This window comes from Leifsonia sp. GW821-FHT13C09, assembly GCF_058806435.1.
Genome location: NZ_JBXAPS010000007.1, coordinates 110,831 through 126,205 on the forward strand (window position 1 = coordinate 110,831; position 15,375 = coordinate 126,205).

A 15,375-nucleotide genomic window follows, 5' to 3' on the forward strand; every position below is an offset into this window, starting at 1 on the left:
GGCTCACCGGCCGCCGAAGGCGCCCGCGCCGATCGCGGCCACCAGTTGTCTCTGAGCGAAAGCGACCACGATCACCACAGGGGCGATCGTCATCACGCACGCCGCCATCAGCAGCTGCCATTGCGTCCCGGTCTGGGTGGTGAAGCCGGCGATCCCGATCGGGATCGTCCACTTCTCCGCGCTGTTGAGGATGATCAGCGGCCACAGGAAGCTGTTCCAGCTGCCCAGGAAGGCGAAGATCGCCAGCACCGACAGCGCGGGCCGCACGAGCGGTACGATCACGCTGATCAGGATGCGCCAGGTGGACGCGCCGTCGAGCCGGGCGGCCTCCTCCAGCTCGGCCGGGATCTGGAGCATGAACTGGCGCAGCAGGAACGCTCCGAACGCGCCGAACAGCCCCGGCAGGATCAGCGCCACCCACGTGTCGGCGAGCCCCGCCTGGTCGAAGCCGAGGAACAGCGGCACCACGGCGACCTCGCTCGGCAGCGTCAGCGTGATCACGAACAGCAGGAAGACGGCGCTCCGCCCGGGGAACCGCAAGCGTGCGAAGGCGAAAGCGGTGAGCGTCGCCACCACGAGGGTCAGCACCGTCGAGATGGCGGCGACGATCAGGCTGTTCATCAGGAGGCGGCCGAAGTCGACCTCGGTCCAGGCGTCGACGAAGTTCGACCAGAGCACCTGCGAGCCGATGAAGCTGATCTGCGCGCCGAAGACCTCGTTCGCCGGCTTCAGCGCCGTGAAGACCGTCCAGATCAACGGGAACGAGAACACGATCGCGAAGAGCCACGCGACCGCGGTATTGGCGGCGAATCCGACGGCACGCCCGCGGCGGCGCCAGGGCGACCCGGAGGCCGGTTGCCGGAGCTCAGTCATAGTGGACCCACTTCCTCTGCCCCCAGAGCTGGAACAGCGTGAAGATCGCGATGATCACGAACAGAACGGTGGCGATCGCCGACGCGTACCCGAGTTCGTTGTTCGTGAACGCGGTCTGGTAGAGGTACAGCATGATCGTCATGGTGCTGTTGCCCGGCCCCCCGCCGGTGATGACGTAGGCCTGGGCGAACGTCTGCCACGCGCCGATCACCGTCAGCACCGTCGTGAAGAACAGGGCGGGACTGACCAGCGGCAGGGTGATCGAGAAGAGCCGCCGGAACCGCCCGGCGCCGTCGATCCTGGACGCCGCGATGACGTCAGGGCTGATCGAGTCCAGCCCGGCGCCCAGCACGATCATGTTGTAGCCGAACGACTGCCACAGCGAGACCCCGATCACGGTGGCCAGCGCCCAGTTCCCGTCGCTGAGCCACGGGATCGGGCCGAGACCGATGGCCCCCAGGAACTCGTTGACGGCGCCGTCCTTCTGGAACAGCAGTCGGAAGACCGCGGCGTTCGCGACCATCGGCGACAGAGCCGGGATCAGGAAGATGACGCGGAGCCAGTTGCGCCCGGCGATGCGGGTCTTCAGCCACAGCGCCATCGCCAGCGAGATCGCGATGTTCGCCGGCACGTAGACGAGCACGAAGATCGCGGTCACCAGCACGCTGTTGAGGAACTGCGGGTCGTGCAGCAGCCGGACGTAGTTCGCCGTCCCGGTGAATTGGGTGCCGCCGAGGAGCGTGGAGTTCGAGAACCCCAGGATCAGCGAGGCGACCTGAGGGATGACGATGAAGACCGCCAGCCCGACGAGCCCCGGAAGGACGAAGACCCAGCCCACCCAGCGGGGGCCCGCGAGGGGCCGGCGGCGAACCCGGCCCCTCGGACGGTCCTGGGGCGCGACGGACCCGGCGGAGACCTCCTGCTCCGCACGGTCCAGGCGCACGAACGTCATTGCCCGAGGCCGGCCTTCACCTGCTGGAGCACCTCGGCCACCGTGTTCTTACCGGAGAACGCGTTCACCTCGTACTGCGTGAGCAGGGTGTCGAGCTGGGCCTGGTTGGACGGCACCGGCGACGGCGTCGCGTCGAACGTCATCTGCTTGATGACGGCGGCGAAGCTCGGCGAACCGACGTTGGTCGTCCAGGCGTCGAGCGCGTCCAGCCGAGCCGGGACCGAGGCCTGCGACTTGGTCACGTACTCCAGCCCGCTCTTGCTCGTCATGGCAGCGACGGCCTGCATCGCCTTCTGCTTGTCGCCGCACGTCTTCGTGATGCCGAAGCCCGAACCGCTGATGAAGCCCTTGGACTTGCCGCTCGTGCTCGGGATCACCGCGATGCCGACGTTGTCCTTGCCCAGGGTCTGCTGCTCGTGCTGCAGATCCCAGAGACCCTCGAGCGACATGGCCGCCTGGCCCGTGCTGAAGGCGTCGATGTCGGGGAACGTGCCGCCCGCGGCCGCCTCGAGAGGCTTCGCCACCTTGTACTTGTCCGCCAGGTCGACGAGCAGCTGGAGGGCGTTCTTGAAGTTCGGGTCGTCGAGCTTCGGACCGTTCTTGTCCGCGTAGGGGTGCCCGTCCGCCGCCATCAGGGTGCTGATGGGGGTCGAGCCCTGTCCGATCGCGAAGCCGTAGACGCCGTTCTTCGTCGTCGCCTTGGCCGTCGAGATGAACTGGTCGACGGTCCAGTTGCTGGTGGGCTCCGCCGCACCGGCGTCCTTGAAGAGCTTCTTGTTGTAGAAGATCACGTTGGGGCCGGCGTTGAACGGGATGGCGTAGAGCTTGCCGTTCACGCTCAGCTGCTGCAGCATGGCCGAGCTGTACGCCGACAGGTCGACCTTGTTCTGCTTCGCCAGGTCGTCCAGCGGCTCCAGGCCCTGCACGTACGGGTTCACCCGGCCGTTCTGGAAGGTCACCAGGCACGGGGCGCTGCTGCTCTTCATCACGGTCGGGAGCTTGGTGTAGTAGTCGTTGATCGGCGGCCCGGAGAAGCTCACGGCCACCTTCGGGTCGGCGTGCTTGCCGCCGGCGATGTAGTCGCTCCATTGCTGCTTGTCGGGCTTGCCGCCGATCCAGGTGTACATCTTCAGGGTGCCGCCGGACAGGCCGGACGACGAGTTTCCGCCTCCCGAGCAGGCGGCGAGCCCGAGCGCGAGCATGCCCGCGATCAGAGCGGAGGCACCGGCGCGGGCCCTGCCTCTCGCGCTTCTCGACCGTGACTTCATGAACTCCTCCTTGAGTGCTAAAGCGAAACGTTACGACTAGATCAGATGCTAAGAACTATTCAGTTGTGGGTCAATGCTCTGACGGAAAAGACGAAACGTTTCGTTCCGGCAGTCCGCGAAGCACGTCGTGCGCGAGGATGAGCTCGGCGATGGTCATCGTCTTCAGTGCGTCGCCGAAGTGCGACGAGGGCAGCCGACGGGAGCGCACGGCGTCGATGAACTCCGCGCTCTTGGCGCGGAAGCCGCCGCGGACGTGCAGTTCGGACGATCCAGCCACCTCCGCTGCGTCCAGGGCGGTGGCACCGTCGGCGTCCCACACGGTCCCGCCGACTTCGAGGTCGCCCTCCGCCATGATCCCCGGACCGTGGAGCTCCACGCCGAAGGTCCTGCGTCCGCTGGTCCAGCTCGTGATCATCACCCCGACCGCGCCCGTGTCGAACTCGAGGGTCGCGGCGACGAAGTTGAGGTCGTCCACGAGCACCCTGCGCGTCACGTCAGAGACGGCGACGAGCTCGCCGCCGCAGAGATGCCGAAGGGTGTCGATCACGTGCACACCGTCGTCCATCATCCGGTCGCGCGCGGACACCATCGGCGTCGGGTCGTTCTTGTAGAAGCGGCACACCGCGTGGACGACCTCGCCGCGCTCCCGCACCCGCGCGAGCATGCTCTCGAGCAGCGGGGACGACCGGCGCTGGAAGCCGACCTGCGTGACGCAGCCGTTCTCCTCGGCGAGCCGGGCGAGCGTGCGCGCCTGGTGGAGTGTCAGTCCGAGCGGCTTCTCCACGAACAGGTCGAGGCCGCGCCGCAGGCAGGCGCACCAGATCCCGAACATGAGCTCGGGAGGCCCGATCACGTAGACGGCGTCGGGAGCCACCTCGTCGAGCATCGCCGACCAGTCGCCGAACAGCGCGGAGACGTGCCACCGCTCCCCGGTCTCCCGGAGTCGCTCAGGCGACAGGTCGCAGATGCCGACGATCTCCACGCCGGGCAGCGAGACCAGAGACGGATAGTGCACCAGATTCGCCATCTGGCCGGCGCCGATGACGGCGACCCGGACCGGACGGCCCTCGGCGGCGCTCATCGCGACGCCCCGACGGCGCCGAGCGCCGCGGCCTGCAGGCTCCGCGCGTAGTCCAGATCGCGCGTCACCTTCGCCACGAGGTCGCTCTCGTCGGTGTACTCGGCCGTCAGGCAGATCGGTCCGGCGAATTCGTGCTCCGCGAGGTAGCGGATGGCCCGGCCCCATTCCGCCATGCCGCTGCGCGCGTCGGTGAAGACGGGCTCCCACACCGGGTCCCCCGCCGGCGACACGGTGTCCTCCACGCGCGCGTAGTGCGCGCTCTTGAGGTTGACGATGCCGAGCCACGGCCACAGCAGTTCCAACCCGTGCTCCGGCCGCTTTCGGGCGAGGGCGTCGTGGGCAGAATCCCAGATCGCCGCCACGAACCGCGGATCGACGTCGCGCAGGAGGGCGTAGAGCTCGGAGGAGTCGGCGATGTAGTCGTCGTAATGAGGCTGGACGGCGACGCGGACCCCGTAGCGCTCCGCGCGTTCGGCGAGCTCGGCGAGCGTGCGGCGGATCTCCGCGCCCGTCGCCGCGTAACCGGCCCGCCCGATGGGCACCATGATGCGGATGAACGGCACGCCCGCCTCGGCGCAGGCGGCGAAGGTCGCCTCGTCGGTGCCGGAGGCGATGCTCGCGATCGTCACGTCCGCCCGGGCGAGTTCGCGCGCGGCGGCCGGGAGCGCCGCCGCCACCTCGGCGGGCGTCACCTGGTATCCGGGCCGCACGGGCAGCTCCACGGCGTCGAAGCCCATCCCGGCGACGAGCTCTCCGAGCGACCCGATGTCGGGCTCTCGCCACGGTTTGGTGAAGACGCTCCAGGTCGTCGTCGGATGGTCGTGCGGCATGTCGAACTCCTTCGTCAGGACAAGTGCGGGATTTTGTGCAACGATACAGTAAGCTACTGCAACGATACAGTGAATCCAGGACGGGTCAACCGGAACGAGGGGGTGAGAGCGATCGCGACGATCAAAGACGTGGCACAGGCCGCCGGCGTCTCGCCCAGCACGGTCTCGAATCTGCTCAACGCGCGGGAGCATCTCATGCAGCCGGAGACCCGCCGGCGGGTACTGGAGGCCATGGAGTCGCTGTCCTACCGGCCGAGCCGGGTCGCGCAGCAGTTGCGCGGCGCGCCGAACCCGACGTTCGGGCTCATCGTCCCCTCCGTCGCCAACCCGTTCTGGGGCTCGTGGGCGGCGCACTTGGAGACGGCGTTCCATGCGCGCGGGCGACAGGTCTACCTCTGCAACAGCGAGCGCGACCCCGAGCGGGAGCGCGCCTACGTCGAGCAGCTCTGGGCGGACGGCGTCGAGCACATCGTGCTCTCGACGTCGCTGCCCTCGCTCGATCATCTACGGCCGGCAATGGACGCCGGCGTTCAGATCGTCGCGTTCGACCGCGAGCGCCAGGAGTCGGATCCGCCCGGGCTGGTGAACGTCAGCATCGACAACGAGGCCGGCGCCTGGCTGGCCACGCAGCACCTCGTGGAGCGGGGGCACCGCCGGATCGCCTTCGTGTCCGGTGCGATCCGCACGGTCAGCAGGCAGCGCCGCCTGGCCGGCTACCGCAGGGCTCTCACCGAGAACGGCATACCGCTGGACGACGCGCTCGTCCCGCTCTCCCCCGACTTCGGCGACGCGGACAGCGATCCGCTCGCCCGGGCGGCGGTGCGCACCCTGCTCGCGCTGGACGAGCCGCCCACCGCACTGGTCGCCGTCAACGACATGTTCGCCCTCAGCGCGTCGGCCGCGATCCGGGAGGCCGGCCTGGACGGCGCCGATATCGCCGTGGTCGGCTTCGACGACATTCCGATCGGCGCCCTCGTGTCGCCCGCCCTGACGACCGTCCGGCAACCGCTGCGCGAGATGGCGGAGGCGATCGCCGAGCTGACGACCTCGGACGGGAGCGCCGACCAGACCCAGGGCACGGACCAGTCGCGCCGCTCGCTCGTCTTCCCACCCACGCTCGTCGTGCGGGCGTCGACCGCGGGGAGCGTCGGATGACCGCCATCGCCACCCGGGTGCTGATCGCGGGCGCGGCGGGCGGAGTCGGCCGCGCCGTGGCCCTCCGGGCGGCGCAGGAGGGCGCCGCCGTCCTGCTCCTCGGGCGCGACGCCCGGCGCCTGGAGGACGTCCGGGCGCAGGTGCTGGAGGCCGGCGGGACCGCTCATCTCGCGGTCGCCGACGCGACCGACGCGGACCAGGTCGACGCTGCCGTCGAGGCGCTGCGACGAGAGGCGGGCGGCATCGACGTCGTCGTCAACGCGGTCGGGATCAACCTCAAGAACCGCCGCCTCGACGCGCTCGACGAAGCGGGCTGGCGCTCGGTCCTGGACGGCAACCTCACCTCCGCCTTCCTCCTCACCCGAGCCGTGCTCCCGGTGTTCCGCGCCGCGGGCGGCGGCCTGCTCATCCACATCTCCTCCGTCGCCGCGCTCAGCGCCGACGGCTCCGGCGCGGCCTATCAGGCGAGCAAGGCGGGGCTCGCCGCGCTCGCCAGGGCGACGGCCCTGGAGACCCGCGGCGAGGGCGTGCGCGTCACGACGATCTCGCCCGGGCTCATCGATACCGCCTTCGTGCGCCACCGCCCGGAAGCGCCGTCCCCCGACGAGCTGGCCGGCGCCCTGCACGCCGAGGACATCGCCGACGTCTGCCTCGCCGTCATCCGCCTCCCCGCGCGGGCGACGGTGGGCGACATCGTCATCCGACCCACCGCGGGCTGAACGCCGGCGGCCACCGAAACACCGCACCGAACGAGATGGAGACACCCGTGACCGAACCTTCCGCCGGCCGAACCGTCCTGATCACCGGAGGCGCGACCGGCATCGGCCTCGGCATCGCGGAGGCCTTCCTCCGCTCGGGCGACCGCGTGGCGATCACGACGAACGCCTCCCCCGTTCCCGAGCACCTGGCCGGCCGCGTGATCGCCGAGAGGATGGACGTCACCGACAGCGCGGGTGTGGCGGAGACCGTCGACCGGCTCGGCGACGCCCTCGGCGGCCGGATCGATGTCCTCGTCAACAACGCGGGCGGCCTCGTGGCACGCCGGACGATCGACGAGGCGGACGACGCGCACTGGCGTCAGGTCGTCGAGCTCAACCTGTCGAGCGTGTTCTACGTGATCAGGGCCGCCCTGCCGCGCATGGCGGAGGGCGGGCGCATCGTCAACATCTCCTCGCTGGCCGCGCACAACGGCGGCGGCGCAGGGGCGAGCGCCTACGCCGCGGCCAAGGCCGGCGTCGAGGGCCTCACCCGGGCACTCGCGAAGGAGCTCGGGCCGCGCGGGATCGCCGTGTCCGCAGTCGCACCGGGCCTGATCCTCGACACGCCGTTCCACGAACGCTTCACCCCGGAGTCCGACCAGCGGGCGACCATCGCAGCGACTCCGATGCGCCGCGCCGGCACGCCGGCCGACGTCGCCGCAACCACGCTGTACCTGGCTTCCGAGCCCGGCGGCTTCGCCTCGGGAACGGTCGTCGCCGTCAACGGCGCCGCGGCGTTCCACTGATCGCCGCCCCCGCGGCCGCGCGAGCAGCGGAGCTCACAGGTCCCGGTCGAACAGGTCCTCCCACGTCTCGCGCCGGATGACCGCCCGCGCCGCGCCGTCGCGCGCGAAGACCACCGGCGGCCGCCGGTAGCCGTTGTAGTTGTTCGCCATCGTGTGCGTGTAGGCGCCGGTCGCGGGCACCGCGAGGATGTCGCCGACCCGGGCGGCGGGCAGCCGCAGCGGGTCGATGAGCACGTCCCCCGACTCGCAGTGCCGGCCGACCACCACGACGTCCTCCGTGTCGTCCTCGTGCATCCGCCCGGCGAGCACGGCCTCGTAGCGCTGCTGGAACAGGGCGGCCTCCAGGTTGTCGCCCATGCCGCCGTCGACCGCGACGAAGTTGCGGGCGTCCCGCTTGACGGTCGTCACCGTGTAGAGCGTGAAGGCCGACGCGTTGACCATGCTGCGGCCGGGCTCGATGATCAGCTCGGCGTCGGCCGGCAGGTGCTCGTCCGCGGCGGCGAGCAGCGCCTCGACGTACTCGTCGACCGTGGCGGGCCGGTCATCGGTCGTGTAGCGGGCGCCGAGACCGCCGCCGAGGTCGTAGACCGGGAAGGTGCCGAGCGCCGCCAGCGGGGCGACGGCCGCCGCGAGCTCCGCCGGGTCCATGATCTGCGACCCGACGTGCGCGTGCACTCCGCGCAGCTCCAGCAGCGGGCTCGCCTCGATCCGGGCGATGAGGCGGCGCGCTGCGGCGGCCGTCAGCCCGAACTTGGAGCCGACCTGCCCGGTCTGCACGTGCGGGTGCGTGGAGGACGCCACCCCGGGGACGACCCGGACGAGGACACCCTGAGCACTCCCCGGCGCGACCAGCTGCTCGAGCCGGTCGACGTCATCCTCGTTGTCCACGACGACGAGCCCGACCCCGGCCTCCACCGCGATCCGCAGCTCCTCCGTCGTCTTGGCGTTGCCGTGCATGACCACGAGCGCCGGGTCCACCCCGGCCCGGAGCGCGCTGAGGATCTCGCCGCCGCCCGCGACGTCCAGGCCGAGCCCCTCCTCGACCATGACCCGCTGCACGGCGGTCGCCGGGAAGGCCTTCGACGCGAATACGACGCGCGCGTTCGGCCGGCGCGAGGTGAGGGCGGTGCGGTATTCGCGCGCCCGGGCCCGGAGCGAGCCCTCGTCGACGACGATCGCCGGAGTGCCGAACTCCCGCGCGAGGTCGTCCACCCGGCAGCCGGCGATGACGAGCGTGCCGTCGGGGTCGACGGCCGCCCCGGCCGGGAAGAGGTCGAGCAGAGGGTGGGCCATGGCGTGGTCCTTCGGTGTGATGGCGGTCAGGCGGTGCTGCGGGAGGTCAGTCCCGGTCGCGGCCGGCGACGCCGTGCGGGACGACGACCACCGGCACGGGAGAGTGGCGGACGATCTTGGCCGCGTGCGAGCCGAGGAACACGCGGGCGATCGGGCCGAGCGTGCTCGATCCGACGACCAGCACCTCGTCGGGCTCCCAGCCGACGTCGGCCAGTGCGGCCTCCCACGTCTCCCCCCTCCCGACGGCGATGCCGGAGACCTCCGGAGCGTCCGGCAGCTCCGTCACCTGGCGCACCAGCGCGGCGGCGTGGCGCTCGACGTCGGCGGCCCAGGCGTCCGCGATCGGCAGCTCGGCGTCGAGGCCCGCACCCGACGTGCCGGAGTCCGGGGGAACGACGGCGAAGGAGGCGACGCGCAGCTCCGCGCCGACCGACGCGGCGACGCCCGCGGCGCCGAGCACGAGACCGGCCGACGCGCCGGTGCCGCGGTAGGCGGCGGTCACGCGACGGACCCGTGCGCCCGGCTCCGTGCGGTAGCCGCGGGGCGCGATCGCGACGGGGACCGGGGACGCGTGCAGCAGGGTGTCGCTCGCGGAGCCGAGGCCGATCCGGCCGGGCTCCGCATCGGTCGCGGAACCGACGACGATCATCGCCGCTCCGCGCTGCTCGGCGAGCTCCACCAGGCCGCGCCGGGCCGAGGGCGCCTCGTGGAGGAGGTACTCCGCCGCGACCGAGCCGCCGAGCACGGCCGCGGCGTGGTCGAGGGCTCCGTCGGCGTTGTCTCTGGTGTAGCCCCGCCACTCGGCGTCGGCGCCTCCCGCCGTCGTCGGCCAGGCCGGCGGGACGACGGCGGTCACGATGAGGTCGGACCCGGACGAGCGCGCGAGCATCGCCGCCAGGTGCAGCGCGGAGGCCGAGCGGTGCGCGGGGTCGACACCGACGACGATGCTCATCTCCGGCCCGCCTTCCTGCGCTCGGCAGCCTCCCGGATCTCGTCCCGGCTCGGCTGGGCGAAGTTGCTCGTGTACGGGGCGTCCGTGCCGGCGATCGGGGCGCCGGTCCCCAGCGTCGAGTGCTTCCGGCCGTAGAACCAGTAGAAGACCAGGAAGACCGCGGTCCAGATCAGGAACACGATGATCGTGATGAGGCGCAGCTGCGTGATGATCGCGATGCAGCCGGCGATCGACAGGATCGGGATCGTCCAGCCGAGCGGGAGGCGGAAGCCGCGCTCCAGCTGCGGCTCGCGCACGCGCAGGATGATGACGCCGAGCGACACCACGATGAAGGCGACGAGGGTGCCGATGCTCGTCATCTCGGCGAGGAAGTCGATCGGCACGACCGCAGCGAGGACACTCGTGGCGATCATGACGATGACCGTGTTCCGCACCGGCGTCATCGAGCGCGGGTTGACCTTCGCGAAGACCTTCGGGATCATCCCGTCCCGCGACATGGCGAACAGGATCCGGGTCTGCCCGTACAGGCAGACGAGCGTCACCGAGAAGATCGAGATGATCGCGCCGATGGCGACGACCGTGCCCGGCCAGGTGGACCCGACGATGTTCTGCAGGATCGCGGCGAGTCCCGCGTCCTGGTTGGCGAACTTCGCCGGGGCCTGCGCGCCGATGGCCGCGAGGCTGGTGCCGACGTAGAGCACGATGATGATCAGCAGCGCGAAGATGATCGCGAGCGGCAGGTTCCGCTTCGGGTTCTTGGCCTCCTCGCCGGCCGTCGACACCGCGTCGAGGCCGACGAACGAGAAGAAGATGATGCCGGCGCCGCCGACGATGCCTGCGAACCCGGCCGGGGCGAAGTTGTGGAAGTGGTCGGCGTTCCAGCCGGTGAAGGCGATGGCGCAGAAGAACAGCACGACGGCGATCTTGACGACCACCATGATGCTGTTGACCGTCGTGGACTCGCGCGCGCCGCGCAGCAGCAGCAGCGAGCACAGCACGATGACGATCACCGCGGGCACGTTGACGATGCCGCCCTGCTCCGGCGCCTGGGAGAGCTGCACCGGCAGCTGCCAGCCGAGGAGGTTCTGCAGCAGCTGGTTGACGTACTGGGACCAGCCGACGGCGACGGCCGCGGTGGAGACGCCGTACTCCAGCAGCAGACAGGCGCCCACCGCCATCGCCGTGCCCTCACCGAGCGTCGCGTAGGCGTACGAGTACGTCGACCCGGAGGCCGGGACGGCGCCCGCCATCTCCGCGTAGCAGAGCGCGGTGAGTCCCGCGACCACGCCGCCGATGACGAACGACCAGATCACCGCGGGGCCGGCGACGGGGACGGCCTGGGACAGGATGAAGAAGATTCCAGTGCCGAGCGTCCCGCCGACGCCGATCATGGTCAGCGAGAAGAGGCCGATGCTGCGTTTCAGGTGCGCCTCGCCGGCACCGGGAGGCGTCGTGGGCTTTCTGCGCAGCAGCTGCTGAGCGATTGTGGGCATATCTACCAGTCTCCTTTGATTGGTGGGGGATTTCGAATCGGTCGGGCGCTCAGCTCCCGGCGGTCACCCGGAACCGCTGGACCGCGGCGTCGGCGGCGCCGCGCACGTAGCCGGACGGGGAGGCGGCGACCGCCTGCAGGAACGCGACGGTCTCCGCCGTGATCTCCTCGCCGGGGATGAGGTTCGGGATCCCGGGCGGGTAGGCGGCGAGGGTGTCGGCGGAGACGCGCCCGACGGCTTCCGCCGCGGGCACGAGCTCGGTCTCGGCGAAGAACGCGTCGCGGGGCAGGAGGCGCAGCGGGCCGGACTCCGGGAGGGCCGGGAACTCGTGCGCGCCGCCGCCCGCCCGCTCCGCGCGGGCCTCCGCGGAGTCGGCCGCAGCGACGAGCGCCCGATGCGCCCGGGCCAGGTCCGGCGTCTTGCCCGCGCCGATGAGCGCGACGAGGGTCGTCGCGGTCGACATCTCGAAGAAGATCCCGTCGGCGTCGATGAGGCGCTGACGCAGCCAGTGCCCGCTCACCCCGGTGCTCGACACGTCGATGGCGACGCGCAGCGGGTCGACGGCGACGACGTCCTCGAACGCGCCGAAGCCGTCGCTGAGCACGCCGAAGCGCGGGTCCTCGCGCAGCGCGGCGCGGAACGCGCCGGCGACCGCGATCGACCGGCCGATCAGCTCGGCTCCGGTGGCGAGGGAGTGCCGCGCGATGTCGAGGGAGGCCTGCAGCAGCGCCGACGTGGAGGTGGAGGCGGTGATCGAGACGGCCCGTTCGATGAGCGGTTCGAGGGCGTCGGCGAAGGGGCCGTGCCCGAGGTGCAGCATCGCGGACTGGGTCAGCGAGCCGCCGAGCTTGTGGGTGCTGGAGACGACCAGGTCCGCGCCGAGCCGGGCGGGCGACTCCGGGAGGTCCGGGTGGAACCCGAAGTGCGGTCCCCAGGCGCCGTCCACGATGAGCGGGGCACCGTGCGCGTGGGCGACTCGGGCCAGCCCGGCGACGTCGGCGACGGAGCCGAAGTAGCTGGGTGAGACGACGTAGACGGAGGCCGCCGGTCGGCCGGCCCGCGCCGCGGCGGTCAGCGCCTCGTCGAGGGAGGCGGGCGACACACCGTGCGCGACGCCGTGCGCGTGGTCGATCGAGGGCAGCACGAACGAGGGCGCCAGCCCCGCCGACAGCACGCCGTCGCTGAAGCTCGAGTGCGCGCTGCGCTGCGACAGGATGTTCACGCCGAGCCCGCGCACCGCCAGCGCGGCGATCCGGTTGGCCTGCGACGCGCCGCCGGTCAGGAACCAGGTGCGGCGCGCACCCCACGCGTCCGCGGCGAGGTCGAGGGAGCGGCTGAGCGGCGAGTCCACGCCCAGGTCGATGTCGTCCACCAGCATCGGCACGTCGAGCTGCAGCGGCCGCGGCCCGAGGAAGCCGGCGAGCCGCGCGCTGAGGCCGAGCTCGTCGCCGCCGTGGCCGGGGACCATCAGCGGGAGCGGCGAGCGCGCGGCGTGCCGCTCCAGCGCGTCGGCGTACGGCGTCTCCCAGTGACGGAGGTCGGCGGCGGGTTGCTGCGGACGCGAGTCGACAGCGGAGGAACGGGTGGGGGCCATGCCTCCATCGTGCGGGCGGCCGCCCCGTCACCAGAATCCCCCGAACTTCGCCCTACCCACATAGACTGTATGTGACTCTTTGCCGGTCGTTCACATCCAGACAGGGGATCCGATGGCGGATCTGCGACAGTTCGAGGCGCTTCGCGCGGTCCACGCCGAAGGCTCCGTCACGGCCGCCGCCCGCCGGCTCGGCTGGGGCCAGCCCACCGTCGACTACCACCTCAAGAACCTCGAACGCCTGGTCGGCGCGCCCGTCCTGGTCCGCTCCCCCCGCGGCAGCCGGCTGACCCCGGTCGGCATGCTCCTCCTGGAACGCGCGCAGGAGATCCTGACGCTCAGCGAGCGCGCGATCGCGGACGCGCGCGAGTTCAGCCTGCTGGGCCGGGTGCGGCTGCGGTTCGGGACCTTCGCGACCGCGGCCGCGAGCATCCTGCCGTTCGTCGCGGGCAGCGTCGGCGACCTCGGCATCGAGATCGACGCCACGTTCGAGGAGGTCCCGGCGCTCGTGGACCGGATCAACCGCGGCGCCCTCGACGCCGCGCTCGTCTACACGGTGCCCGGATACGAGCTGCCGTTCCGACCGGACGTGGTGACCAGGGAGGTGTACCGCGATCCGCTGCTGCTGGCGTTGCCCGTCGGCCACCCGCTCGCGTCGCGCAGGTCGGTCGACCTCGCCGCCGTGCTCTCGCTGCGCGACGAGCGCTGGGTCTTCGCCACCTCCGCGGAGGACGCGATGGACCGCGTGGTCGCCGACGCGTTCGCGGCGGAGGGGCACGTCCTGGACGTCGCGATCAGGACCGACGACTTCCAGGTCCTCCTCGGCATGACCGCAGCGCGCATGGTGGTCGGGTTCATCCCCGGCCTGGCGACGACCGCCGCTCACCCCGGCATCGTCCTGCTCCCGGTCGACGACCCGTCGTTCGTGCGCTCGATCCTCGTAGCGACGCCCGCGGAGGACGCGAGTCGGCGCACCTCCCCCGCCGTGCGCCATCTCGTCGCCGCGGTGCGGGACGGGTTCGCCGCCGTGCGCGCGGGACGCGGAGCGCCGCAGTGACGGCGTCGCCCCGACCCGGAAGGATCTCGGCATGACCTACCGCACCCTCGAACCGGGCCGGACCGCACGGATGCACCTCCACGACGCCCGCACCGGGGAGGACATCGTCATCCACGAGAGCGGGGACGTCCTCTTCGAGGCGCCTGACCCGTACGGTCGGTGACCTTCGTCGGGTGACGCCGGCGGTGAGCCCTCACCCGACCCCCACCCACGCGCTCCCGCCCTCCGCGCTCTCCTCCACGCCCGCCAGCACCCGCTGCACGTGCAGCGCGTCCGCGAACGACGGCTGCGGCTCGCGCCCTGACGCGATGTCGGTCACGAAGTCGACCACCTGGTGGGAGAACGCGTGCTCGTACCCCAGGGCGTGACCGGTCGGCCACCAATTCGCCGCGAACGGATGCTCGGGCTCGGTGGCGAGGATGCGGCGGAAGCCGAGACGGTCGGCGGGCTCTGTCGAGTCATAGAACTCCAGCTCGTTCATGCGCTCCAGGTCGAACGCCAGCGCTCCGCGCGTGCCGGAGATCTCCAGCCGCAGCGCGTTCTTACGGCCGGTCGCGTACCGGGTCGCCGTGAAGGAGCCCATCGCCCCCGAGGCGAACCGGGTCGTGAACCAGGCCGCGTCGTCGACCGTCACCTCCCCCAACCGATCGGAGGCCACCCCGCCGAGGCCGCGCTGTTCGGCCAGGATGGGCCGTCGGCGGACGTACGTCTCGAGGGTGCCGCTGACCGAGGCGATGCGATCGCCCGCGACGAACTCGGCGGCGTCGATGATGTGCGCGCCGATGTCACCGAGAGAACCGGACCCGGCCTTGGAACGGTCGAGACGCCACGTCATCGGGCCTGCGGGGTCGCTCAGCCAGTCCTGGAGGTACTGCGCCCGGATCTCCCGCACCTCGCCGATCGCGCCCTCGTTCACCAGCCGGCGCGCCTCCAGGATCGCGGGCACGCGCCGGTACGTGAACCCGCACATGGCGAGCACGCCGCGCTCCTGTGCGGTCGCCGCCGCCGACGTCATGCGCTCGGCCTCGCCGAGGCTGTTCGCGAGCGGCTTCTCGCACAGCACGTGCTTGCCGGCCTCCAGCGCAGCGATCGCGATCTCGGCATGGGTGTCGCCGGGCGTCACGATGTCCACGAGGTCGATGTCGTCTCGGGCGATCGCCTCCCGCCAGTCGTCCGAGGAGGCCGCCCAGCCGAGCCGGTCGGCCGACTCGGCGGCGCCCGTCCGGCCGACCAGCAACGCCATCTCCGGCCGCAGCGGGAGGTCGAAGAACCGCGGTGCGACCCGCCAGGCCTGCGAGTGCGCGGCCCCCATGAAGCCGTGGCCGA

At 71.5% G+C, this 15,375-nt stretch carries 15 protein-coding genes; 5 read left to right on the top strand and 10 right to left on the bottom strand.

The features are described 5' to 3' along the window. Positions 1–3 precede the first annotated feature (3 nt). The 5 genes from AC1ROW_RS18940 to AC1ROW_RS18960 all read right to left on the bottom strand — a co-directional run bounded on the left by AC1ROW_RS18940 (position 4) and on the right by AC1ROW_RS18960 (position 5,004). A complete protein-coding gene (locus AC1ROW_RS18940) occupies positions 4–873 on the bottom strand; it encodes a carbohydrate ABC transporter permease (RefSeq protein ID WP_493020721.1) in 870 nt (289 codons plus the stop codon). Further along, complete coding sequence (locus AC1ROW_RS18945) at positions 866–1,825, bottom strand: carbohydrate ABC transporter permease (protein WP_493020723.1); 960 nt, start codon at positions 1,823–1,825, stop codon at positions 866–868. Before AC1ROW_RS18945 ends, AC1ROW_RS18940 begins: the two co-directional genes overlap by 8 nt. Beyond that, positions 1,822–3,093, bottom strand: a complete 1,272-nt coding sequence (locus AC1ROW_RS18950) for an ABC transporter substrate-binding protein (protein WP_493020725.1) — start codon at positions 3,091–3,093, stop codon at positions 1,822–1,824. Before AC1ROW_RS18950 ends, AC1ROW_RS18945 begins: the two co-directional genes overlap by 4 nt. A 70-nt stretch (positions 3,094–3,163) precedes the next feature. Then, positions 3,164–4,174, bottom strand: a complete 1,011-nt coding sequence (locus tag AC1ROW_RS18955; RefSeq protein ID WP_493020727.1) for a Gfo/Idh/MocA family protein — start codon at positions 4,172–4,174, stop codon at positions 3,164–3,166. Next, positions 4,171–5,004 (bottom strand): sugar phosphate isomerase/epimerase family protein, encoded by an 834-nt coding sequence (locus AC1ROW_RS18960; protein ID WP_493020729.1) that lies wholly within the window; start codon positions 5,002–5,004, stop codon positions 4,171–4,173. Before AC1ROW_RS18960 ends, AC1ROW_RS18955 begins: the two co-directional genes overlap by 4 nt. Positions 5,005–5,133: 129 nt before the next feature. Between AC1ROW_RS18960 and AC1ROW_RS18965 the strand changes: the two genes are divergently transcribed. Genes AC1ROW_RS18965 through AC1ROW_RS18975 form a run of 3 tightly spaced genes read left to right on the top strand, consistent with a single transcriptional unit; the run spans position 5,134 to position 7,663 of the window. After that, positions 5,134–6,159: a LacI family DNA-binding transcriptional regulator gene (locus AC1ROW_RS18965; protein WP_493020731.1), complete on the top strand. Its 1,026-nt coding sequence runs from the start codon at positions 5,134–5,136 to the stop codon at positions 6,157–6,159. Continuing rightward, positions 6,156–6,878: an SDR family oxidoreductase gene (locus tag AC1ROW_RS18970; protein ID WP_493020733.1), complete on the top strand. Its 723-nt coding sequence runs from the start codon at positions 6,156–6,158 to the stop codon at positions 6,876–6,878. The genes AC1ROW_RS18965 and AC1ROW_RS18970 overlap by 4 nt, the downstream gene beginning before the upstream one ends. 47 nt (positions 6,879–6,925) lie before the next feature. Then, positions 6,926–7,663, top strand: coding sequence for an SDR family NAD(P)-dependent oxidoreductase (locus AC1ROW_RS18975; protein ID WP_493020735.1), 738 nt, complete (start codon positions 6,926–6,928; stop codon positions 7,661–7,663). Positions 7,664–7,696: 33 nt separating this feature from the next. Here AC1ROW_RS18975 and lysA read toward each other — a convergent pair whose 3' ends face one another. Genes lysA through AC1ROW_RS18995 form a run of 4 tightly spaced genes read right to left on the bottom strand, consistent with a single transcriptional unit; the run spans position 7,697 to position 12,995 of the window. Next, on the bottom strand, positions 7,697–8,956 hold the full coding sequence (gene lysA / locus AC1ROW_RS18980; protein ID WP_493020737.1) for a diaminopimelate decarboxylase: 1,260 nt from the start codon (positions 8,954–8,956) through the stop codon (positions 7,697–7,699). Positions 8,957–9,002: 46 nt separating this feature from the next. Next, entirely contained in the window at positions 9,003–9,908 is a 906-nt protein-coding gene (locus AC1ROW_RS18985) for a universal stress protein (RefSeq protein WP_493020739.1), read from the bottom strand. Then, positions 9,905–11,401, bottom strand: coding sequence for an amino acid permease (locus tag AC1ROW_RS18990; protein WP_493020741.1), 1,497 nt, complete (start codon positions 11,399–11,401; stop codon positions 9,905–9,907). Before AC1ROW_RS18990 ends, AC1ROW_RS18985 begins: the two co-directional genes overlap by 4 nt. Positions 11,402–11,450: 49 nt before the next feature. Next, positions 11,451–12,995 (bottom strand): aminotransferase class I/II-fold pyridoxal phosphate-dependent enzyme, encoded by a 1,545-nt coding sequence (locus tag AC1ROW_RS18995; RefSeq protein WP_493020743.1) that lies wholly within the window; start codon positions 12,993–12,995, stop codon positions 11,451–11,453. Between the two features lie 112 nt (positions 12,996–13,107). Between AC1ROW_RS18995 and AC1ROW_RS19000 the strand changes: the two genes are divergently transcribed. Together AC1ROW_RS19000 and AC1ROW_RS19005 are read left to right on the top strand one after the other, a co-directional pair. Beyond that, positions 13,108–14,049, top strand: coding sequence for a LysR family transcriptional regulator (locus AC1ROW_RS19000; RefSeq protein ID WP_493020745.1), 942 nt, complete (start codon positions 13,108–13,110; stop codon positions 14,047–14,049). 31 nt (positions 14,050–14,080) lie between these two features. Then, on the top strand, positions 14,081–14,212 hold the full coding sequence (locus AC1ROW_RS19005) for a hypothetical protein (RefSeq protein WP_493020747.1): 132 nt from the start codon (positions 14,081–14,083) through the stop codon (positions 14,210–14,212). A 30-nt stretch (positions 14,213–14,242) separates the two neighbouring features. Here the strand turns inward: AC1ROW_RS19005 and AC1ROW_RS19010 are convergent, their stop codons facing one another. After that, on the bottom strand, positions 14,243–15,361 hold the full coding sequence (locus tag AC1ROW_RS19010; RefSeq protein WP_493020850.1) for a Gfo/Idh/MocA family protein: 1,119 nt from the start codon (positions 15,359–15,361) through the stop codon (positions 14,243–14,245). Between the last annotated feature and the right edge of the window lie 14 nt (positions 15,362–15,375).